The organism is Microbacterium sp. ZW T5_45, from assembly GCF_044987415.1.
Classification (GTDB): domain Bacteria; phylum Actinomycetota; class Actinomycetes; order Actinomycetales; family Microbacteriaceae; genus Microbacterium.
The window spans coordinates 1-21,681 of the sequence record NZ_JBJDRJ010000018.1 but is presented as its reverse complement, the minus strand read 5'-3'; the positions used below and the strand labels follow the sequence as shown (position 1 = coordinate 21,681).

17 protein-coding genes are annotated in these 21,681 nt (G+C 68.6%); 8 read left to right on the top strand and 9 right to left on the bottom strand.

The genetic code is table 11. The features are described from left to right. Positions 1 to 94: 94 nt before the first annotated feature. The 5 genes from ACI3KS_RS10890 to ACI3KS_RS10870 form a co-directional block, all read right to left on the bottom strand. A complete protein-coding gene (locus ACI3KS_RS10890; RefSeq protein ID WP_404918129.1) occupies positions 95 to 799 on the bottom strand; it encodes an SDR family oxidoreductase in 705 nt (234 codons plus the stop codon). Between the two features lie 123 nt (positions 800 to 922). Further along, positions 923 to 1,333 carry a RidA family protein gene (locus tag ACI3KS_RS10885; protein ID WP_404918127.1) on the bottom strand — a complete coding sequence of 137 codons (411 nt, stop codon included), beginning with the start codon at positions 1,331 to 1,333 and terminating at the stop codon, positions 923 to 925. Positions 1,334 to 1,350: 17 nt separating this feature from the next. Further along, the gene (gene solA / locus ACI3KS_RS10880) at positions 1,351 to 2,562 is read right to left on the bottom strand and encodes an N-methyl-L-tryptophan oxidase (protein ID WP_404918125.1); all 1,212 of its coding nucleotides are present in this window, start codon (positions 2,560 to 2,562) and stop codon (positions 1,351 to 1,353) included. Then, positions 2,559 to 3,761: a tyramine oxidase subunit B gene (locus ACI3KS_RS10875; protein WP_404918123.1), complete on the bottom strand. Its 1,203-nt coding sequence runs from the start codon at positions 3,759 to 3,761 to the stop codon at positions 2,559 to 2,561. Before ACI3KS_RS10875 ends, solA begins: the two co-directional genes overlap by 4 nt. Positions 3,762 to 3,793: 32 nt before the next feature. Beyond that, a complete protein-coding gene (locus ACI3KS_RS10870; RefSeq protein ID WP_404918121.1) occupies positions 3,794 to 5,266 on the bottom strand; it encodes an APC family permease in 1,473 nt (490 codons plus the stop codon). A 237-nt stretch (positions 5,267 to 5,503) separates the two neighbouring features. Between ACI3KS_RS10870 and ACI3KS_RS10865 the strand changes: the two genes are divergently transcribed. From ACI3KS_RS10865 to ACI3KS_RS10855, 3 genes are all read left to right on the top strand, one after another. After that, complete coding sequence (locus ACI3KS_RS10865) at positions 5,504 to 6,997, top strand: APC family permease (RefSeq protein WP_404918119.1); 1,494 nt, start codon at positions 5,504 to 5,506, stop codon at positions 6,995 to 6,997. Beyond that, entirely contained in the window at positions 6,994 to 7,692 is a 699-nt protein-coding gene (locus tag ACI3KS_RS10860; RefSeq protein WP_404918117.1) for a helix-turn-helix domain-containing protein, read from the top strand. Before ACI3KS_RS10865 ends, ACI3KS_RS10860 begins: the two co-directional genes overlap by 4 nt. A gap of 178 nt (positions 7,693 to 7,870) precedes the next feature. After that, positions 7,871 to 8,680: a class I SAM-dependent methyltransferase gene (locus tag ACI3KS_RS10855; protein ID WP_404918115.1), complete on the top strand. Its 810-nt coding sequence runs from the start codon at positions 7,871 to 7,873 to the stop codon at positions 8,678 to 8,680. A 76-nt stretch (positions 8,681 to 8,756) separates the two neighbouring features. Here the strand turns inward: ACI3KS_RS10855 and ACI3KS_RS10850 are convergent, their stop codons facing one another. Further along, the gene (locus ACI3KS_RS10850) at positions 8,757 to 11,501 is read right to left on the bottom strand and encodes a family 43 glycosylhydrolase (RefSeq protein ID WP_404918113.1); all 2,745 of its coding nucleotides are present in this window, start codon (positions 11,499 to 11,501) and stop codon (positions 8,757 to 8,759) included. A gap of 448 nt (positions 11,502 to 11,949) precedes the next feature. On the opposite strand from ACI3KS_RS10850, the gene purL reads away from it, so the two are divergent. The 3 genes from purL (at position 11,950) to ACI3KS_RS10835 (ending at position 15,481) form a co-directional block, all read left to right on the top strand. Next, positions 11,950 to 14,280, top strand: a complete 2,331-nt coding sequence (gene purL / locus ACI3KS_RS10845; protein WP_404918111.1) for a phosphoribosylformylglycinamidine synthase subunit PurL — start codon at positions 11,950 to 11,952, stop codon at positions 14,278 to 14,280. A 109-nt stretch (positions 14,281 to 14,389) separates the two neighbouring features. Further along, positions 14,390 to 14,536, top strand: coding sequence for a hypothetical protein (locus tag ACI3KS_RS10840; RefSeq protein ID WP_404918109.1), 147 nt, complete (start codon positions 14,390 to 14,392; stop codon positions 14,534 to 14,536). Positions 14,537 to 14,770: 234 nt separating this feature from the next. Then, entirely contained in the window at positions 14,771 to 15,481 is a 711-nt protein-coding gene (locus tag ACI3KS_RS10835) for a DUF2786 domain-containing protein (RefSeq protein ID WP_404918107.1), read from the top strand. 75 nt (positions 15,482 to 15,556) lie between these two features. Here ACI3KS_RS10835 and ACI3KS_RS10830 read toward each other — a convergent pair whose 3' ends face one another. Further along, entirely contained in the window at positions 15,557 to 16,129 is a 573-nt protein-coding gene (locus ACI3KS_RS10830; RefSeq protein ID WP_404918105.1) for a TetR/AcrR family transcriptional regulator, read from the bottom strand. A 69-nt stretch (positions 16,130 to 16,198) separates the two neighbouring features. Between ACI3KS_RS10830 and ACI3KS_RS10825 the strand changes: the two genes are divergently transcribed. Beyond that, positions 16,199 to 18,718, top strand: a complete 2,520-nt coding sequence (locus tag ACI3KS_RS10825; protein ID WP_404918103.1) for an MMPL family transporter — start codon at positions 16,199 to 16,201, stop codon at positions 18,716 to 18,718. 445 nt (positions 18,719 to 19,163) lie between these two features. On the opposite strand, the gene gnd is transcribed toward ACI3KS_RS10825, so the two are convergent. Next, on the bottom strand, positions 19,164 to 20,219 hold the full coding sequence (gene gnd, locus ACI3KS_RS10820; RefSeq protein ID WP_404918101.1) for a phosphogluconate dehydrogenase (NAD(+)-dependent, decarboxylating): 1,056 nt from the start codon (positions 20,217 to 20,219) through the stop codon (positions 19,164 to 19,166). A gap of 109 nt (positions 20,220 to 20,328) precedes the next feature. Here gnd and ACI3KS_RS10815 point away from each other — a divergent pair, with 109 nt between their 5' ends. After that, complete coding sequence (locus ACI3KS_RS10815) at positions 20,329 to 20,679, top strand: TraR/DksA family transcriptional regulator (RefSeq protein ID WP_404918099.1); 351 nt, start codon at positions 20,329 to 20,331, stop codon at positions 20,677 to 20,679. 189 nt (positions 20,680 to 20,868) lie between these two features. Here the strand turns inward: ACI3KS_RS10815 and ACI3KS_RS10810 are convergent. Further along, a partial coding sequence (locus ACI3KS_RS10810; RefSeq protein WP_404918097.1) for a TetR/AcrR family transcriptional regulator occupies positions 20,869 to 21,681 on the bottom strand: 813 nt, incomplete at its 5' end.

Below are 21,681 nucleotides of genomic sequence, written 5' to 3'. Positions count from 1 at the left end.
TACGGAGAAGAGCCTCACCGACCACGCTGACAAGGCTGTGATGGGTGAGGCTCTTGATCCGAGGCCCGGACGCGCCCGGTGATCGAAACGGGAGTCAGCTCGCGAGGGGGATGTCGCGGATCGGGTACAGAGTCTTCCCGACGAGGTACTCGCCTCGAGGCACCAGCGCGTCTTCCGCACCAGAACTCTCGACCGTGACGACGTCTCTGGGGTCGCCGGCGACTGCGAGCGTGGCACGGAGCAGGTCGTCCATGCGGAACCGCTCGGGTCCTGCGATCTCGACCTCTCCGAGGGGGCCGCCGGACAGCGTGACCTCAGCCAGCAGAGCGACGAGCTCATCGAGCTCCACGGGCTGAATCAGATCCCGCGGAGCGAGAACCTTGCCGTCCACCGTGTGCTGGTCGGCCAGCACCGGAACATAGCCCTGGAACTGCGTCGAGCGGACGATGGTGTACGGAATCGAACCGGCCTTGAGCGCACGCTCTTGCGCCACCTTTCCCAGGTAGTAGCCGATGTCCGAGCCGTCTTCGTCGCCGACGCCCACGATCGAGAGGAGGACGTGGTGCGTCACCCCTGCCTCTTCAGCGGCGGTCGTCAGTGCGCGGGTCGTGCCGTCGAAGAAACCGACCGCGCCTTCCTCGTCGAATCGATTGGTGTTGAGGACGTTGATGATCGTGTCCACGCCCTCCAGAACCTCAGCGACTCGCGTGCCCTCGATGTAGTCGACTCCGTCATCCAGTCCGCCGGAGACGACCTCCACGCCGCGCGCCTCGAGAAGATCCGCAACCTTCGATCCCACTCGACCTCGTCCACCGGCAATGAGAACTCTCACTTCGCTCACTCCTTCACCCGGGTGGCGTCTCCACCCTCTCCATAGGTGACGACGGGCCCGCCCTCGATGTGAGGTCGAACGGCCCGGCGCTCACAGGTCGATCCGCTCCCGCCGCGCCGACCCGGCACCGCGGTGCGCGGTCACCTCGATCTCGGCCTTGTACTCGCCCGCGAGCGGGCTGCGCGTCATCGTGAGCGCCGGTTCGATGCCGCGGAACACCTCGCCGAGCACCTGCGTCGTCTCGTCCACATCGGCCTCGTCGGGGACGAAGACCTGGATGCGCACGACATCGGCGAGCGAGGAGTCCACGGCCTCGAGCGCGCGCTCGACGGTGGCGACCGCGAGTCGCAGCTGCTCCGCCGCCGTGTCGGGCAGCGTCCTCGTCTCGTAGTCGATGCCGGCGGTGTTCGAGACGAAGATCCAGTCGCCGATCGCGACCGCCCGCGAGTAGCTCGCGAGGGTCTCGAACTTGCTTCCGCTCTTCACACTGGTGATCATCATCGGTTCGGTCCTTCGTGTCAGTGGCCCTGGAGGACCGGATAGTCGTCGGCGAGCACCAGATCGTCGGCCCGCGCCCGGGCGCGACGTCGATGATGATCGAGGGTGAAGAGAGGATGCTGCAGCGCGCTCGATCCGCTCTCGGCGAGTTCTGCGAGCATCCGCCCGTAGGCGGGAGAGAACTTGAAGCCGTTCCCCGAGAAGCCGGCTCCGATCACGATCCGCCCCGACTCGGAGACATCGAGGATCGGGACGTGATCGACCGTCGTCGACTCCGGGTGGATCGACGAGCGCACCACCTCGGGCAGGATGCCGGGGAACATCCGGGTGGCGATCGCCGTGCACTCCCGCAGCTGCGCACGCGAGAGCTCCCTGGGGTCCGTGGCAGGGTCGTCGATCGTCTCGATGTCGGTGGTGGGAGCGATCTTGACCGAGTAGCCGTCGAGCGTGGGAACGCCGAACGCGTGCTCGCCGTCCATGTCCCGCATCCAGCACGGGAAGCGATCCGGGGTGAACTCGCTGATGTCCTCCGGCATGAACCACGTGAGCGGGATGGCGATGGCGCTCACCAGATCGCGCAGCTCCGGCACGATCCTCGTCGTCCACGCGCCGGTCGTGACGATCACCCGCTGCGCGTGGACGATGCCGGCCGACGTCGAGATCGTCACCGCATCCGCGCCCTCGTCGATGCCGAGGACAGGGGTGTTGTACAGGATCTCCGCCCCACGCCGGATCGCGGCCCGCTGCGCGGTCGCCACCGCCAGCTCGGACCGCAGTCCGCCACCCAACACATCCATGACCCCGATGTCGCCGTCCTCGACGGCGAACTGCGGGTACTCGCGGCGGAGTTCCGCCGTGTCGAGGACCCGGTGCGGCAGATCTCCCTCGGCGATCGATCGCTGCGTCGACTCGAGGAACGGATGCCCATCCTGCGCGACCGCGAGGACGCCGGTCTTCAGCAGCAGCTGGCGGCCGGACTCGCGCTCGAGCTCGGTCCACAGCGCCCTGGCCTCGAGCGCCGCCGTCGTGTACAGCGCGCCCTCCTTGTTGGCCGCGCGGAACAGGCGCGATTCGCCGGCGAACGCGGAATGTCCGTGCGCCGGACCGTACTGCTCGATGCCCAGCACCGACAGCCCCGTCGACTTCGCGAGGTGCCACAGGGCCATCGACCCCATGGAACCCGCACCCACCACCGCGACATCGACAGAGCGGATGATCTCTCCCGCACTCATGCGAGCGCCGGCTCGGTCCACAGGTTCAGCTTCTGACCGATGCCGCGTTCGAGAGCGTTGCGGTAGACCTTCGTCCCCCAGGCGACGTCCTCCACCGGCATCCCGCCGACCGACATGATGACGATCTCGTCGTCGCTCTGCCGGCCGGGCCGCTTTCCAGAGACGACATCGCCGATGTCGATGAGCTCATCGCGCGCGAGCTCTCCCGCCTTCACGAGGTCCATCCACTTCTGCCCGACCATCGGGATGTACTCGAACGACGGCTTCGGGAACTCCTCGTACCAGGTCTCGTACAGCCCGTACGCGTCGACGACCTTGGTGATGTCGCTCTCCAGGAGGGAGTCGTCGGTGTTGCACAGCGACGGCATCGCGAAGAACGCTCCGGGCTTGATCCACTCCCGCTGGATCGTCGGGTAGTTCTCCGACCCGCCGGATCCCGTGCCCGTGGTGCAGAAGCTCACCAGGTCGCTGCCTCGGACGACGTCCTCGATCGTGTCGACGACCTCGATCGTGGTGATCGTCGGGAACTCGTCGCGCACCCAGTCCTGGAAGCGCGCGAGGCTCTCGGCGCCGCGGCCCTTGATCTTCAGCGTGTCGATCAGCGGGCAGGCGTCCATGAAGGCCAGGAGCACCGTGCGCGCCATGACGCCGGGGCCGGCGATCCCGGCGACACGCGAGTCCTTGCGGGCGAAGTGCCGAGCACCGACCCCTGGAACGGCGCCGGTCCGATAGGCGGAGAGCAGGTTCGCCGACATGAACGCGAGCGGTGCCCCGGTGTCGGTGTCGTTGAGCGTGAACATGAGGATCGACCGCGGAAGCCCCTTCTCGCGGTTGGCGATGTTGGAGCCGTACCACTTGACGCCGGTCGTCTGGAAGTCGCCGCCGAGGTAGGCCGGCATGGCCATGAACCGCCGGTCCTCGGTGGGCACGGGCATGTTCGGGAACGGCGAGGTCTCGGGGAACGTCATCATCGCGCCGTGCGAGTCGTTGCTCTCACCGGTCATGCGGTAGTCGCCGGCGGCGAACAGCGCGAACATCTCCTCCATCGTGTCGACGCACTGGTGCATGTCGGTCACGCCGGCCGCGATCATGTCGGCTTCGGAGAGGTAGAGGAAATCCACGTGAGGCAGGGGCGCCGCGGTGTCGGCCGAGCTCTCCGGCAGGTCGGCGGGGCTTCCGGTGGGGGCGGTGAGTGTCATGGTGATTCTCCTTAGGGGTGTCGGGGTGCTTCTCAGCCGGCGATCGCGTCGGTGAGCTTGGCGTATGCGGCGGGCCGTCGGGCTCTGATCCATACCGCCTGGGCGTACCCGAGGAGGGGGAAGACGACGACCAGCCCGAGCAGGCAGCAGCTGACGGCGCCGAACGCCGGGTTGCCTTCGGCATCCACGTCGCCGACCATGATCGGGAAGTAGACGACGATCATGACGACCGAGAGCACCAGGCCGATGAACCCGAGCACCGGGGCGATCACGGTGTTCCAGATCCGCTTGTCCTTGCGCGTCCTGGCGAAATAGACGATCACGGCGATCGACGTCACCGCCATCAGCAGGGCGATCGCCACGGTCGCCACTCCGGCCAACCACGTGAACACCTGCAGCACCGGGTCGAGCCCGAGGACGGCGAACAGGGCGACGAGGACGATCGCGGTGATGGTCTGCACGAACGAGGAGACGTGCGGCGACATGTGGCGGGAGTGGACGGCGGCCACCCGGTCGGGCAGCACCCCGGCACCCGCCATGGAGTACTGGTAGCGTGCGACGACGTTGTGGAACGACAGCACGCACGCGAACATCGCGGTGATGAGGAGGACGTTCGTGATGATCTCGCCGGTCGGGCCGAGGTACGCCGACATCGTGCGGAGGATGAGCGTTCCGGGGTCGGCCGCGGCCTCATCGAGGATGTTCGAGGGCCCCCAGGCCATGACGAGGCCCCAGGATGCGAGGGTGTAGAACACGCCCACGCCGATCACGGCCATGTAGGTGGCGCGCGGGATCGTGCGGTCGGGGTCGCGCGCCTCGCTGCGGAACACTGCGGTCGCCTCGAACCCGATGAAGGCCGCGATCGCCATCATCAGCCCGACGCCGGGAGAGCCGCTCGCGACGTTCGCCGGCTCGAACGGGGCCAGGCTCAGCCCCTCAGGACCGCCGGAGAACACGACCGCCGCGACGAGGACGAGGACGATGCCGACCTCGGCGCACAGCAGGACGCCGAGCACCTTGCTGGACAGATCGATGTGACGGTAGCCGAGGTAGCCGACCAGCGCGACGACGGCGATGGCGTACAACCACCAGGGAAGCGAGATGCCGAAACCCTCGAAGGTGAAGCTCAGCACGTACCCCATGTATCCGTAGACCGACACCTGGATCGTCGTGTAGGTGAGCATCGCGATCCATGCGGAGGCGAGACCGGTGGAGCGTCCGAGCCCGTAACCGACGTAGGTGAAGAAGGCACCGGGGTTGGGGACGTGCTTGGCCATTGCGGACACGCCGACGGCGAAGAGGAGGAGGACGACGGCGCTGATGGCGTACAGCGCCGGGAAGCCCGAGCCGTTGCCGAGCAGGATGCCGAGCGGGGCCGACCCGCCGATCACCGTGAGGGGCGAGGCGGCGGCGACGACCATGAAGACGATCGCCGTGGCGCCGAGCGATCCGGACAGGACCTTCTTCGAGGACGCCGCGGCGGTACTGGACTGAATCTGGACCATGTGCAGACCCTTCTGAGAGAAGCGGAGCGGAGCAGTTCCCTCACCATCCCGCGGCGGGATTGCCTGTCCGTCTCGCCGGGGTGACATCTCCCCTCACGGCGAACGGGACAGCGTGGTGCGGGCTGTCTCATTCGGACGACATCTGCGTGAAACACCGCGGACGCGTTCCGGCAACCGATCGCTCGTAGCCTCGTCTCATCGCGCAGAACGCATCGCGTGACGGGCGGCGGAGGTCACATGTCTGCACTGGAAGAGGCGATCGAGCGCCCGGAGACCGTCCGCTCGTTCGCGGCCCGTTCCCCCCTGCACGGACTCGACCGGCACACCGTGGGCTTCGCCGACGTCCTCGCGCAGTCGGTCGCGGCCATCGCCCCGGCTGCGGCTTCGGCGATGGCCGTGCTGATGGTGGCGGATCTGGCCGGCGGTGCGACCGTCCTCGTGATGGCCCTCGCCATGATCATCACGTTCCTGGTGGCACGGACGATCAACCAGTTCACTCGGCGGTTCGCCGCCAGCGGTTCGCTCTACACCTACGCCGCGAGGGGACTCGGCGCGGCAGGTGGACTCGCGACGGGCGCGGCGATCCTCGTCGGGTATGCCTTCATCTCGATCTTCGCCCTCCTGGGCGGTGCGCATTACGCGACGATGCTCGTGACCCGGCTGTGGCCCCATCTCCCCGCGACCCCGATCGCTCTCGGCGCGCTGGTCATCGAGGCGGCGGTGCTCGCGATCGTGCTCGTTCGCGGCATCCGTCTCTCGTCCCGGGTCGCGCTCCTCGTCGAGCTCGTCTCCGTCGCGTTGATCCTGCTCCTGCTGATCGTGCTCCTCGTGCAGATCGGGCCGATCCACCCGGCGGCGGTCTTCTCACCCGACGACGTCTCGGTGGCCGGCGTGGCCGGCGGGGCGGTGCTCGCGATCACCGCGTTCGTCGGTTTCGAGAGCTCCGCGACGCTCGGCGTCGAAGCCCGCTCGCCCCTGAAGAACATCCCTCGTGCCGTCGTGTGGAGCGTCGGCGTCACCGGAGTCTTCTACCTCATCGCCGCCTACACGCAGATCGCCGGAGCCGCGGCGATCGGAGGGACGAACTCGGTCGCGCTGCTCGACGAACTCGCCTCGCGATTCGGTCTCTCCGCCTGGGCCGCCGTCGCGGACGTCGGCGTCGCCACCTCGGGCCTCGCCTGCGCCATCGCATCGACGACCGCACTGACCCGCATCGTGTTCGCGCTCGCGCGCGACGGGGTCGTCCCCGCGCAGCTCGGCCGCACGCACCGACGTCACCGCACGCCGATCGGCGCGATCGTCGTCGCGGTGCCGCCGATCGTCGTGGTCCCGATCGTGATCGTCGCGGCCGGGGTGTCGCCGTGGGAGGCGATGAAGGCTGTTCTGCTGATCTCGGCCGCGGGCTACATCGTCGCCTACGTACTGGTCTGCATCGCCGCTCCTCTGTTCCTGCGTCGCATCGGGGAGATCACCGCCGGATCCGTCCTCGTCGCCGTCACTGCGGCGGCGGCGCTGACGGGATGCCTGACCGTCTACCTCACCGCGGAGGCCACGGCCGGGAACCCGGGGGTCTGGCTCACTCTCGGCTTCGCCGTCATCGCTGCGGCCCTGATCCGATGGCGACGGCGCGCGCCGCTCGGAGAGGTCGGACGTTACGACGAGCCGGTCGCCGCGCACGTGCTCGGCGGCGTCGCCCGCAGCGGAGGCGTGCCCGGAGACGCCGCCGAATGACGGGTGGCGAGGCGGTATCGATCACGGCGCGACAGCCCACCGCCATCCACAGCGCGCTGTCGATGCTCGAGGCGGTCGCGGCGATGGGGGCCGGCGTCACCGCACGACAGCTCGCCGAGCGGCTCGGGATGCCGCGCGCGACGACCTATCGTCTGCTCAACCTGCTGGTGCAGGACGAGTACCTGGTCCGGACGCCGGATCTCGCCGGCTTCGCACTGGGCACGAAAGTGGCGCTGCTGGCCGGCAGCATCGGCGTCGAGCGCATCCCGCGCGCCGCACGGGACATCCTCGAGCGGACCAGGGCGAGCGCGCGAGGTGGCATCCATCTCGTGCTCTACCGCCAGGACAGAGTCGTCGTCGCCGATGAGGACCCTGACTTCCCCCTCTCGAACAGGCAGGGCCTGCAGCACGAGCCCACCCGATACGCGCTGGGCATGCTGCCCCTTGTCGTGCGAGGGGAAGCGGTGCGCGGGGAGCATGTCGCCGACGATCTCGTCGCCGAGTTCCGCGAGCTGGGGGTGATCCGCGTCCGCGACGGACAGCGCGGGTGTCTGGTCGCGCCGATCACCGACGCCGCCGGCATGCTCGCCGGAGCGCTGTCGTACTCGGGTCCGCGCAGACACATCGACGATTCCGGCGCGATCGCCCTGTCCGTCATCGCGGCGGCGCGGGAGCTCGGACCGCTCCTGACCTAGACCCGAGCTGCGGGCAGTTCCCGACCCGCTCCCCTTTTCCTGATGATGGATCAGAAACGTCGCTCCGATGCCCTCCGGGGATGCAGTTCTGATCCACCATCGTGTTGCTCCGCCTCGACGCGAGTACGGCTGGTACCGCGGTCACCGCAGGCGTACGATCCGGTCAAGAGGTGCAATCATGCCCGAACCCGACAGCCTGTTCTCCGGCTCCATCCCCGAGAACTACGACCGCTACATGGTGCCGCTCATCTTCGAGCCCTACGCGGCAGATCTTGCGAGCAGGGTCGTCTCGCTGTCACCACGACGAGTGCTCGAGACCGCTACCGGCACCGGTGTCGTCGCGAGGTTCGTCCTGCCCCGGCTGCCCGCAGGCGCGAGCTACGCTGCGACCGATCTCAGCCCGCCGATGCTCGAGTTCGCTGCATCCGTCCTGTCGGATCCCCGCGTGCGCTGGCGCGCCGCCGATGCGCTCGACCTGCCGTTCGACGACGAGGCGTTCGACCTGGTGCTGTGCCAGTTCGGCGCGATGTTCTTCCCCGACCGCGTGCGCGGCTATCGCGAGGCGCTGCGCGTGCTCTCGCCCGGCGGGACATTCGTCTTCAGCGTGTGGGACGCGCTCGACAGCAACGACTTCGCGAGGGAGGTCGGCGAAGCGCTCGCCGAGATGTTCCCTGCCGACCCGCCGACCTTCATGGAGCGCATTCCGCACGGCTATCACGACGTCGGGCGCATCGAGCAGGACCTGAGGGATGCCGGCTTCACCCGCATCACGATCGACACCATCACCGCGCAGAGCATCGCGCCGTCTGCGCTGATCGCCGCAACCGCGTACTGCCAGGGGACACCGGTGCGCGCCGAGATCGAGGCCAGAGATTCCGGCGCCGTGCAGCAGGCCACCGAGCGGGCGGCCGAGCGGATCGCGGAGCGTTTCGGTGAGGGCGAGATACGCGGACGCATCCAGGCGCTCGTGATCACAGCGTCGGACTGATCCGTTTCGACCGTGAAGGCGGCGACCCGCCCGCGCTCTGCATCACGCAGAGACACGAGCGGGTCGCCGTCGGGACTCACTCGCTGTCGGTGACCCCCAGAGTGCGGCGACGTCGGTGCGTCATCCATGCACCGGTACCCAGCGTGAGCAGCAGGGCGCCGAGGAGCGCAGCGTTGAGAGTGCCGACCGCGTCAGCACCCGTGTTCGCCAGCGACCCACCGGAACCGTCGGAGCCCGTGCCGGAGCCTGTTCCCGTGGCGGAACCGGTCCCCGTGGCGGTTCCCGAGCCGGATGCCGTTCCTGCGCCATCGGCGCCCTCATCGGCACCCGCACCATCGGTACCCGCGGTGCCCTCGCCGGACGCCGTGACCGTCAGAGCCAGCCTCGCCAGTTCGGTCTCGCCGTCGCGGATCACGATCTCGTGCGCACCCGGCTCGACGTCGGCGGGGATGACGAGCTCCGCCTCGAACGCGCCCTCGGCGACCTCGACGGTCGCGAGAGCACGGTAGGTGCTCTCGATGCCGACCTCGACCTCGGTGGCGGGAACGCCGGATGCCGTGAGCGTCACGGATCCGCCGGCCTCGACCTCGTCGCGGGACAGCTCGGCGACCAGCTCGGTTCCCGGGCCCTCCTCAGCAGGGGCGAACGCCCAGTTGTCGACCTCGACGAGATCGGTGTCCGCGCTCGCGCCCTCGGGGGCCGCGAAGACGAAGAACACGTCGTGCTCACCGATCGCGCCGGTCACCTCGGCCTCGACGGTCGTCCACTCGCCGACGGTTCCGTCGACGGGGATCTCCGCGACGACCTGACCGTCGACGTCATCGAGACGGACCTGGATGCTGCCGCCGGCGACAAGCGGCTTGACGCGCGCCGACACCGTCTTGGCGCCCGTGCCGAAGTCCACTCCGGAGAGTCCGGCGAAGTCGCCGTCATCGACACCCGACAGCACCATGTTGCCGCCGCCGTTGTGCTCGGGGAACTCTACCGACGCAGCATCCGTCGCAGTCACGCTGACACCGAGCTGCCAGGCCAGGGTCTCCGCCTCGAACGTGCGGTAGGGGTCGAAGGCCTCGACCTGCTCGACGCCGGCACGCGTGCCCACGATCGGCTTGACCGTGCCGTCCTCGTTGAACTCCAGCTTGTCGATGTGCACCGAGCGGTAGCCCTGGGTCGCCCCCGGGGTACCGAGCGCCGCCGCCCACGCCGCACCGCGCGTCTGCGCGTGATAGGTGAAGTACGTCTCGCCCTTGAAGGTGAACATGTCGGAGTGGTTGTTGCCGCCGTTGCCCGCTCCGAAGAACGCGCTCGGGTTCTGGAAGGCCACACCGGCGTACTTCGAGGCCGTGAGGTCCATCGGGTCGTCGGTCATCATGTAGGCGATGCCGCCACGCGAGGGGTACTGCCCCGGCACCTCGTTGACCTGGAAGTTCGACGAGTAGGAGTAGTAGTAGGTGTCGCCGCGCTTGAAGATGCTCGACGCCTCGAACATGCCGGGTCCGTCGATCTCGACGGGGTCGCCGTCGAGGGTGACCATGTCGTCCTGCAGCTTGACCACGCGGGTCGACTTCGGGTTCTGCGGTCCCTGCACGTTCGGCGCGGTGCCGATCTGGGAGTTGCCGCCGAAGTACAGGTAGCCCTGACCGTCGTCGTCGATGAAGACCTCGGGGTCGAAGAGCCACATGCCCGCGGGGAAGCCACCGCCGGCGATGTAGTCGCGCGAGACGGTGTCGGGGATGATCTTCTTGCCCAGCGGGTCGGTCCAGGGGCCGAGCGGCGAACCGCCGACGACCACGGCCGTGCCGGTTCCGCTGTCGCAGAAGTAGAGGTAGACCTTTCCGTCTTTCTCGATCGCGGCCGGCGCCCAGGAGTTCCGGGACCAGGGTGCCGCTCCGCCTTCGCGGGCGACCGGAACGGTGCCGTGGTCGACCCAGTTGACCATGTCGCTGGTGGACATGACGTTGAGTCGGGTGATGCCGCCGTAGCCGTTGGACTGCGTGGGCAGGCCGTTCGCGTCCTTGCTGTTGAGCTCGTACTGCTGGGTGTCATCGGTCGAGTAGATGTAGAGGCGACCGTTGTAGATGAGGTGGTGCGGGTCGGCGCCGAACTTGTGGCCGACCAGTGGGTTGTGGTCGCCGATCGGCTTGGTCTGCACCTTCTCGAGGCTGGTGAACTCCGGGCCCTCCGGGGCGTCGGCGATCTTCACCAGCGACACCTCGTCGACCTGGAAGTCCTGCAGGGCGTTCGAACCCCACGGCGTCTCGACGAAGAGCCACCCCGCGGCGACGTGCTTCGCCTCGGCGGTGAACTCCTGCGAGAACGATCCCCACTCGCCCTTCGTGTAGCTCTGGCCGTAGTCGGCGCACCCGTTGAAGTTCGTCGGGCAGAAGGTGAAGTTGAACTGCTGGGTCGCGTTGCCCTCGTCGTACTTCAGCTTTCCGCTGAGACGGTACGAGGCGCCGAGTTCGAGTTTGTCCGCCACGTTCGCGAACGGCCCAGACTGCGTGTTCTCCCGGCCCGAGACCTTCAGCGAGTGGGCGCCGCTGGCCGCGTCGTCGCTGAGCGAGAGCGTGCCGCCGCGGGTGTTCGTCCACCCGGTGAAGTCCGAGACGAAGCGACCGTCGGGCAGCAGATTGCCCGGCACCGCCGGGGGCTCGGCGACGGCAGCAGTGCCGTTCTGGATGATGTCGACGGGTGCCGCGTAGGCGGCACCGCTGATGCCCACCGCTGTCACTGACGAGGCGATGAGCGTGGCGACGCCCATCACCGCCGCCGCGCGGGCGATCGGATGCCGCGTGCGGGCCGATCTGACTTGTGATCTCACGTGTCTCACTCCTTGGTCGCGCTCGCTCGAGGGCGCACGACAGCACCGGCTTCCGTCGACGACGGAAGCCTGCGATCGGCCTCGGGCGAAGCGTGGATGATTCACCGGCCGCCGCGGTCTCTGGGTACCGTCGTCGCGAACCGGTACTGCTTCGGTTCTGAGAGCTCGATCCCGCACGGGGCCGCGGCGCGGCCAGAGCGAGTCTCCCTGTCGTTCTCCTCCTCGAGATCCGAGCGCACGGTCGTCGTGCGCGCATCGCACGGTGCGGGGCGTGCGTCTGGGTGATTTGGATGTTACCGGTAACAGATAACGTTTAGCAAGAACTGCGCGCCGAGGAGGAATCTGCAGAACATCATCGGCATCCGTCGCCCCGACGCACGAACCGAGGGCCTCGGCATCCGCCGGTAGAATGGAATCGCCCCGCCGGCCCCTTCACTGAGGAGTGCGCGTGACCAACGCCCCCGAAGCCACCGCCCACACGCATGTCCCCGACTCCGTCGAGAACGCGATCGCGACCCCCGAGAAGGAACAGCCCTACGGCGCCCTCGGACTCAAGGACGACGAGTACGCGCGCATCAAGGAGATCCTGGGCCGTCGCCCCACCTCCGGCGAGTTGGCCATGTACTCCGTCATGTGGTCGGAGCACTGCTCCTACAAGTCGTCGAAGAACTACCTGCGCCGCTTCGGCCAGAAGGTCTCCGACGAGATGAAGGAGCGCCTCATGGTCGGCATGGGCCAGAACGCGGGCGTCATCGACGTCGGCGAGGGCTGGGCCGTCACCTTCAAGGCCGAGTCGCACAACCACCCCTCGTTCATCGAGCCCTTCCAGGGCGCGGCGACCGGCGTCGGCGGCATCGTCCGCGACATCATCTCGATGGGCGCTCGCCCCGTGGCCGTGATGGATGCTCTGCGCTTCGGTGCGATCGACCACCCCGACACGGCCCGCGTCGTGCACGGCGTGACCAGCGGCATCAGCTTCTACGGCAACTGCCTGGGCCTTCCGAACATCGGCGGGGAGACGGTGTTCGACTCCGTCTACCAGGCCAACCCCCTCGTGAACGCCCTGGCTGTGGGCGTGCTGCGGCACGAGGACCTCAAGCTCGCCAACGCCACCGGCGTCGGCAACAAGGTCGTGCTGTTCGGCGCCCGCACGGGTGGCGACGGCATCGGCGGCGCGTCGATCCTCGCCTCCGACTCGTTCGACTCCACCGGGCCGACCAAGCGTCCCGCAGTGCAGGTCGGCGATCCCTTCGCCGAGAAGGTGCTCATCGAGTGCTGTCTCGAGCTCTACCGCGACGAGCTCGTCGAGGCGATCCAGGACCTCGGTGCCGCCGGCATCTCCTGCGCGACGAGTGAGCTCGCCGCCAACGGCAACTCGGGCATGCACGTCTCGCTCGACAACGTCCTGCTGCGCGACCCCACCCTGACCGCTGAGGAGATCCTCATGTCGGAGTCGCAGGAGCGCATGATGGCGATCGTCGCCCCGTCCAAGCTGGATGCCTTCCTCGAGGTCGTGAAGAAGTGGGACGTCGAGACGTCCGTGCTCGGCGAGGTCACCGGAGACGGCCGCCTCATCATCGACTGGCAGGGCGAGCGCATCGTCGACGTCGACCCCTCGACCGTCGCGGTCGACGGCCCGGTCTACGACCGTCCGGTCGCGTACCCGACGTGGATCGACGCTCTGCAGGCGGATGCTGCGGAGAACCTGCCGCGTTCGAACGACCCTGCCGAGCTGCGCTCGCAGTTCCTCGACCTGGTCGCCTCGCCGAACCTCGCCGACACCCGCTGGATCACCAACCAGTACGACTACTACGTGCTCGGCAACACCGCCCTCTCGTTCCCCGACGACGCCGGAATGATCCGCGTCGACGAGGAGTCGGGTCTGGGCTTCGCGATCTCGACCGACGCCAACGGCCGCTACTGCCAGCTCGACCCCTACGCGGGTGCGCAGCTCGCCCTTGCCGAGGCGTATCGCAACGTCGCCGTGACCGGCGCCGTGCCCACCGCGATCACCGACTGCCTGAACTTCGGTTCTCCCGAGAACCCCGAGGTCATGTGGCAGTTCGGTCAGACGGTCGACGGCCTGGCAGACGGATGCTACGAGCTCGGCACCCCCGTGACCGGCGGCAACGTCTCCTTCTACAACCAGACCGGCGACGTGCCGATCCACCCGACCCCGCTCGTGGGAGTGCTCGGCATCATCGACGACGTCTCGCGCCGCATCCCCTCCGGATGGCAGGACGAGGGCCAGAACATCTACCTGCTGGGCACCACTAAGACTGAGCTGTCCGGGTCGGCGTGGGCCGAAACCGTGCACCAGCACCTCGGCGGGCGCCCGCCTGTCGTCGACCTCGCCGGCGAGAAGCGCCTCGCGGGTCTGCTGGCTGCTGCCCGCGACGAGTGGCTGATCTCATCGGCGCACGACGTGTCGGAGGGCGGCCTCGCGCAGGCTCTCGCCGAGGGTGTCTCGCGCTTCGGCGTCGGCGCGCGCGTCTGGCTGAACGAGATCATCGAGCGCGACGGAGTGGATGCGGCATCCGCGCTGTTCTCGGAGTCGACCGGCCGTGTGATCGTGACCGTGCCGCGCGAGGACGACGTGAAGTTCCGTGGCCTCTGCGAGGGCCGGGGCTACCCGGTCGCCCGCATCGGTGTGACCGACAGCGAGCCGCAGCTCGAGGTGCAGGACGTGTTCACGGTTCCGGTCGCCGAGATCCGCGAGCGCTCACAGGCCACGCTGCCCGCGGCCTTCGGCCCGACCGTGTCGGAGCCGGTGGCCTGATGACTTCCGGGGTGCACGCTGCTCGGACGATCGCACGTTCTTCGGATGATTCCGGCGAGATCGTCCGATTCGGGTGCATTCTTCCGATCTCAGTGCGAGAGGTGATGCGATGAGCGAGCTCAACCGGTCGGATGACGACTACGGCGACCTGGATGTGCGGCGCAACAAGCGCATCCGCATCGTCGCGTGGACCGTCATCGTCGCGCTGATCCTCGGCGGCGGCGGCGCCACGGTGCTCACACTGCTGTTCGGCTGAGATTCTTGTTCGGCTGAGATTCTTGTTCGGCTGAGATTCTTGTTCGGCTGAGATTCTTGTTCGGAACGCCCCTCCTCGGAGGGGCGTTCCTGCGTTTCGGGGCGAGCCACGTGCCCCCCACGGCTCCGTCCACAGAGTGCGCCGAAAGAAGGTTCTCCACAGGCCGCGGGAATCGCCGTGCCGCTGTCCGAGCCCCGGCGCAGGATCGCCGCATCACCAACCAGAGGAGATGCCATGCCGCAGGACAAGATCGACCTGATCGCCAAGCTTCTGGCGAAGGCCGAGAGCACGACACCGGAAGAGGCCGAGGCGCTCACCGAGCACGCCGAACGCCTGATCCTGAAGTACGGGATCGAGCAGGCGCAGCTCGATGCGCACCGTGCGAGACGCGGAGAAGCGCAGGAACCCATCGTGAAAGAGCGGATGCTGTTCACCGGGGTCTACGCGCGCGACCTGCGGGAGCTCGGCATCGGTGTGGCCGGAGCGCTGGGCGCCGTGCGACCGCTGATCGCGGAGTTCCCGCCGACGTCCGTCCTCTACCTCGTCGGCTGCTCGTCGGATGTGCGCCAGGCGATGCTGCTGACGTCCAGCCTCCAGGTGCAGGCGACCGTGGCGATGCGCGCGTGGTGGGTCGGTGTGCGCGACACGTACACCTGGGCCTCCGAGAGTGACAGGCGCCGCGCGCGAAGCGGGTTCCTCCGCGGTTTCGCGGTCGGCGTGGTCGCGCGGATGACCGAGAGCCGCAGAGCCGCCGTCGCCGAGGCCGGCCACGGGACCGATCTCGTCCTCGCCTCACGAAAGGAGCGGGTGGATGCCGTCGTCGAGCAGATGCACACCCGTCGAGCTCGCCCCCGCGGAGGCGCCGATGCCGGAGCGTTCTGGGATGGACATCGATCCGGGCGCGAGGCGAACACCGGCGAGCGGCCCGTCGGCGCCGGGCGTTAGGGGCGGTGAAATGAGCGTAAGCGGAGCCGCTGCGCAGCACCGCGAGCCAGGCCAGCCCCGGAACGAGGCACCTCGTCAGCGCGCGAACAGGTACCTGGTCAGCGCGACGATCGAACCGATGTCGTGCCTTTCGCGCCCGAGCGACTCGACGATGATCGCACCGAGGATCGCACGCCCGAGCTGCTCGACGGGCGCGTCCCCGGGCAACTGCCCGTCGCGGATGCCCCCACGAATACGCTCGGCCAGGTACTTCTCGACCCCGAGGCTCTCTCCGAGGTGCGCTCCGACTCCGGCGTCCTCGGTCGCCGCGGCGACGAGCGAGCGCAGCAGAGCTCCACCCTCGGGGGCGTCGAGGATCGACAGCACGCTGCGCAGCCAGGTCTCCACGTCGGCGGAGAGATCACCCGTGTCGGGCACGACGAAGTCGACGGGGATGAGCCGGCCATCCGCCAGGCATTCGCCGATCAGCGCTCCGCGCGACGGCCACCACCGGTAGATCGTCTGCTTGCTGACCCCGGCCTCTTTGGCGATGCCCTCGATCGTCAGCCGGTCGTAACCCTGATTGTGGAACAGCCGCGCTGTCGCCTCGAGTATCGCCTCCCGCGCAGCCGTGCTGCGCACGGGGCCGCTCCGATGCTCGTTCACCACCTGTTCAGGATAACCACAGAACACGAGACGAGACGCACCGTATGATCAAGAAGTCTGAAGGAGATCACGTTGGCCGCACTGCTTCTCCGTCTGGGTTCTCTCGCCGCCCGCAGGGCGTGGACGGTGATCATCTCCTGGGTGCTCATCCTCGGTCTGGGGGTCGGTGCCTATTTCACGCTCGGCAGCACGCTGAGCAACAGCTTCGATATCCCCGGCACGGCCTCCGGCGCCGTCACCGACGAGCTCGCCGAGAAACTGCCCGACACCGCGGGTGGCACGGGAACCGTCGTCTACCAGACCAGCAACGGATCGGCCTTCACCGAGGAGCAGAAGGAGGCGATCTCCGAGCTGGCGATCAGCGCCGAGGACCTCGACGGCGTCGCCTCCATCGTCGACCCGTTCGACGCGCAGCAGCAACAGAACGACCAGGCCGCGCAGCTGGCAGACGGTGAGACGCAGCTGGCAGACGGACGCACGCAGCTCGACGACGGGCAGGCCCAGCTGGACGCCGGACGCACACAGCTCGAGGCGGGCCTCGCCCAGCTCGACGCCGGGCGGGCTCAGGCCGAGGCCGCCGGCGCGCCCGCCGCACAGCTCGGGGCCCTCGACGCGCAGCGCGCAGAACTGCAGGCGCAGCTCGACGGACTCGATGCGCAGCAGCAGACCATCGATGACGGCCGGGCAGAGCTCGAGGAGAACGCCGAACAGCTCGATCTCGGCACGACGCTGCTCGATCTCGCGAACGGCATCGGCGTGGTCTCCGCCGACGAGTCGACCGCGATCGTCAACATCTCGTTCACCGATCCGCGCCTCGAGCTCTCCGAAGAGGTCAAGCAGGGTGCGATCGCCCACTTCGCCGACTCGCCCATCGACGGCCTCGAGGTCGACTTCGGCACCGACATCGCCCAGGGCGTCCCCGAGATCTTCGGCGTCGGTGAGGCCGTCGGTCTTGCCTTCGCCGCCGTCGTGCTCATCGTCATGCTCGGCTCCCTCCTCGCCGCCGCGCTCCCGATCGTCACGGCCGTCGTCGGCGTGGGAGTCGGTGTCACAGCATCCCTCGCGTTCTCCGGCGTCGTCGACATGGCGTCCGTCACTCCCGTCCTCGGCGTGATGCTCGGTCTCGCCGTCGGCATCGACTATTCGCTTTTCATCGTCAACCGGCACCGCAAGCAGCTGCTGAACGGCGTGCCCGAGCAGGAGTCGATCGGTCTCGCGACCGGTACGTCCGGCACCGCGGTCGTGTTCGCCGGAACCACGGTGATCGTGGCCCTGCTCGCGCTGAACGTGACCGGAGTGCCGTTCCTCGGCCTCATGGGAACCGTCGGCGCCGTCTGCGTCGCCGTCGCCGTGCTCGTCGCGATCACGCTGGCTCCGGCCGTGCTCGGTCTCGTCGGCACGAGGCTGCTCAGCGGGCGCGCACGGAAGACCATCGGCAAGCCGCACGCCGCGGGCAAGCCCGTGAAGCGCATGTCCACGCTGCGTGCGGTCGTCACCACCCTCGTGAGCATCGCGGCGCTGCTGGTGATCGCGATCCCGTCGATGTCCATGCGTCTGGGGTTGCCCGACGGCTCGAGCGAGCCCGCGGACTCGACGAGCTACCGCGCGTTCCAGGCGGTCGATGAGCAGTTCGGCGAGGGAGCGAACGGTCCGCTCCTGGTCACGGCGTCGCTCGATGAGGCGGTGAGCGACGACGACCTGCTCGCGACCCAGGTCGAGATCGCCCAGGCCATCGCCGACCAGGACGACGTCGTCGCCGTGGCTCCCGTCGCCACCTCCGACGACAACACGCTGATCGCCTTCCAGGTGCTCCCCGAGGAGGGCCCGAACAGCGCGACCACCGAAGCGCTCGTGAAGGAGCTTCGTGGTCTCCCCGAGATCGCAGGCGCCACGCTGGGCGTGGCCGGTCAGGCGGCGATCAACATCGACATCTCCGAGGCGCTCGCGAACGTGCTGCCGCTCTACCTGGTCGTGGTCGTCGGGCTCTCGCTGCTCATCATGATCGTGGTGTTCCGCTCGCTGCTGGTGCCGATCATCGCGACCGGAGGCTTCGTGCTGTCGCTGTTCGCGACCTACGGACTGATCGTCTCGGTGTTCCAGTTCGGCTGGGGCGCCGACCTCATCGGATTGCACAGCACGGGGCCGATCCTCAGCTTCCTGCCCGTCATCCTCGTCGGCATCCTGTTCGGTCTCGCGATGGACTATCAGCTGTTCCTCGCGTCGGGCATGCGGGAGGCGTACGTGCACGGGGCATCGGCGCGGGATGCCGTCGCCCAGGGCTTCCGCGCCGGCCGCTCCGTCGTGATCGCCGCCGCGCTGATCATGGTCTCGGTGTTCGGCGGGTTCATCTTCTCGGAGTCGACCATCATCCGCTCGATCGGCTTCGGCCTCGCGTTCGGCGTGCTGCTCGACGCGTTCGTCGTGCGGATGCTGCTGATGCCGGCGCTCATGCACCTGCTCGGAGCATCCGCCTGGTGGCTGCCCAGCTGGCTCGACCGCATCCTGCCGAACGTCGACATGGAGGGTGCCGCTCTCGAGCGCGAGCACCCCGGCGTGCGGACTGACTCCGTGCCTGTCGTCTCAGCGAACTGACACACGAAGAAGGCCTGTCAAGAACACGAGTTCGCGACAGGCCTTCGTCGTGTGTCGGCGGCTCACCGGTCGTTCAGTGCTGAGGTGGAGCCGGGCTGGCTGGCCGGCTGCCCGGGCCTGCGTTGCGGAGGAGATCTGCGCACCGGAGGTCGATCCCGCCTTGGTAGTCCTCCGCACTGCAGATCTCCTCCGAACTGCACGCCCCTCCGAACTGCAGGCCCCTCTAATTGCAAGTCCCCCGCACTGCGAGTCCCCCGCACTCGGGGTCCCCGCACTGGGGTCCCCCGCGCTGCAGTTCTCCTCCGCACGGCGATCCGGCCTCGCCGCTCGTAGGAATGTCAGCCCAATTGACGAATGTCGGCCCAGAACCGAGTTCTGAGCCGACATTCGTCTTCTCGACCGACGGATGCGGTCAGACGAGATGTGACCGCTGAAGGAGAGGGACTCAGCCCGCGTCGGACTTGCGGCTGCCGGCCTCGAGCACGTCGCCGGCCGGGCGCTCCTGGTGTCCGCCGAACTGCATGCGCATGGCGGAGAGCACCTGGTTCGCGAAGCGGTCCTCGTCGCGCGAGGCGAAGCGCTCGAACAGCGAGGCGGCGAGCACCGGAACGGGCACGCCCACGTCGACGGCGGCCTTGACCGTCCAACGCCCCTCGCCGGAGTCGGACACGCGACCGGCGAGACCGTCGAGAGTCGGGTTCTGCGTGAGCGCAGCGGCCGTGAGGTCGAGCAGCCACGACGAGATGACCGATCCGCGACGCCACAGCTCCGACACCTTCGCGGTGTCGATCGGGAACTGGTAGAACTCCGGCTCCTCGAGCGGGGCGACCTCAGCCGAGTGCTCGGCCTCGCGGATGCCGGCATCCGCGTTCTCGAGCAGGTTCAAGCCCTCGGCGAGAGCGGCCATGATGCCGTACTCGATGCCGTTGTGGACCATCTTCACGAAGTGTCCTGCTCCGGACGGACCGCAATGCAGGTACCCCTGCTCCTCCGAGGAGGGGTCGCCGGTGCGTCCCGGGGTGCGTTCGATCTCGCCGACGCCCGGGGCGATGGTCTTGAGGATCGGCTCGATGTGAGCGAACGCGGCATCCGATCCGCCGATCATGAGGCAGTAGCCGCGCTCGAGACCGAACACGCCGCCGCTGGTGCCGATGTCGACGAATTCGATGCCGCGCTCGCGCAGTGCTGCCGCCCGACGCACGTCGTCGCGGTAGTTGGAGTTTCCGCCGTCGATGATGATGTCGCCCGCCTCGAGCGCGTCGGCGACCTCGTCGACGACCGCACCGGTGAGCGAGGCGGGAACCATGAGCCACACGACGCGGGGTCCGCTGAGCTTGGAGGCGACGTCCGGGATGCTCTCGGCGCCGGTCGCGCCCTCGGCCGCGAGCGCGGCGACGGAGTCGGGGTTGACGTCGTACGCGACGACCTCGTGTCCGTCGCGCATCAGACGGCGGGCGATGTTCGCACCCATCCGTCCCAGTCCGATCATGGCCAGCTGCATGTCTGCTCCTTCTGACGGGATCGACCCACCACGGACCGGTCTCCACCCTCAATCCTTTCACGCGCAGGCGGCACCGGATGATGTCGGATGCCGGGCGTAGGGTGGCGGCATGTCCACCGACGCCCGTGCTCTGCTCGAGGCGCTGCGCGTCTCGGCGGCCGCGCGCCTGGATGAGACGCGGGCCGCTCTCGACGAGCTCGCGCAGGCCCGCGCGGGCGCGAACGACGATGACGAGCACGACCCCGAGGGCGTGCCGCTGTCGGCCGAATGGTCGCGTCTGGCCGGACTGTCGGATGCCGCGGCTGCGAAGCTGCGCCAGATCGACGATGCGCTCGCCCGACTCGACGCCGGCATCTACGGCATCTGCGCGCGCTGCGGCGACCCCATCCCACCCGCACGCCTCGAGGCGCGACCGTTCGCCGAGCACTGCGTGGCGTGCGCGGAGGTCCTCGGGCTCTGAGGCTCCCGGGCTCCGAGGCTCCGAGGCTCCGAGGCTCTGAGGCATTTCCGCGCCCGCCCGACGGGAGGGAGACTCACGTTCGGGAGGAGATTCTGAGCCGAAACCTCAGCCCGAAGGCGAGAACTCAGCCCGAACGCGAGAGGCGGATGCCGCGCTCTGCGCAGGTCACCGCGGCTTCAGGCGAGCCCGTTACGCGACCATCCCCCGCCAGATGATCTCGATGCCCGCGCGCAGCCGTGCGACCACGGCGGGATCGTCGACCCGGTCTCCGCGCACGACGAGCTGGTAGTAGGCGAGTCCCGCGATCGTGTCGAAGCAGGCTTCCACGTCGAGATCGGCTCGCAGCTCACCACGCGCGATGCCCGCGCTGAGCGCGTTGTGCATCGGGACCCGCCTGCGCGACACGTGCGACCGCCAGTACGCCTTCTGCAGCGCACGATCCGCCATGACCAGACGGATGCGCTGCCGGAAACGCTCCTCGGAGTATCCAGGTGCCGACGGCGCGACGCCGTCGTGACCGAGGCCGAGGCCCGACAGCAGGATCTCGCGCAGATCGGCCTCTTCGGGGTACTCGGGCGGAATCTCGCGTCCGACGTCGAGCGCCGCCGCGATCAGAGTCGTCAACGACGGCCACCGACGGTACAGCGCGGCCCTGCTCACACCGCTGCGCTCCACGACGCGAGCGACGGTGACGTCTTCGCCGGCGTCGATCACGGCGAGCGTCGCGCTGAGGATCTGGCCGTCGATCTCCTCGTCGCGCGGACGACCGGGGCCGCGACGACGGGCCGCGACCGGCAGACTCGCACCCTGGGCGTCCGCCCCGTCATCCGGTTCGTCCAGGCCCGCACCCGCAGCAGCCAGCCGAGCCCCACCATCCGGACCGCCCGCACCCGCAGGAGCCAGCCGAGCCCCACCGGCCAGACCGCCCGCACCCTCAGCAGCCAGGCGAGCTCCACCATCCGGACCGCCCGCACCCGCGACGTCGGGTCTCGACCCCTCGCC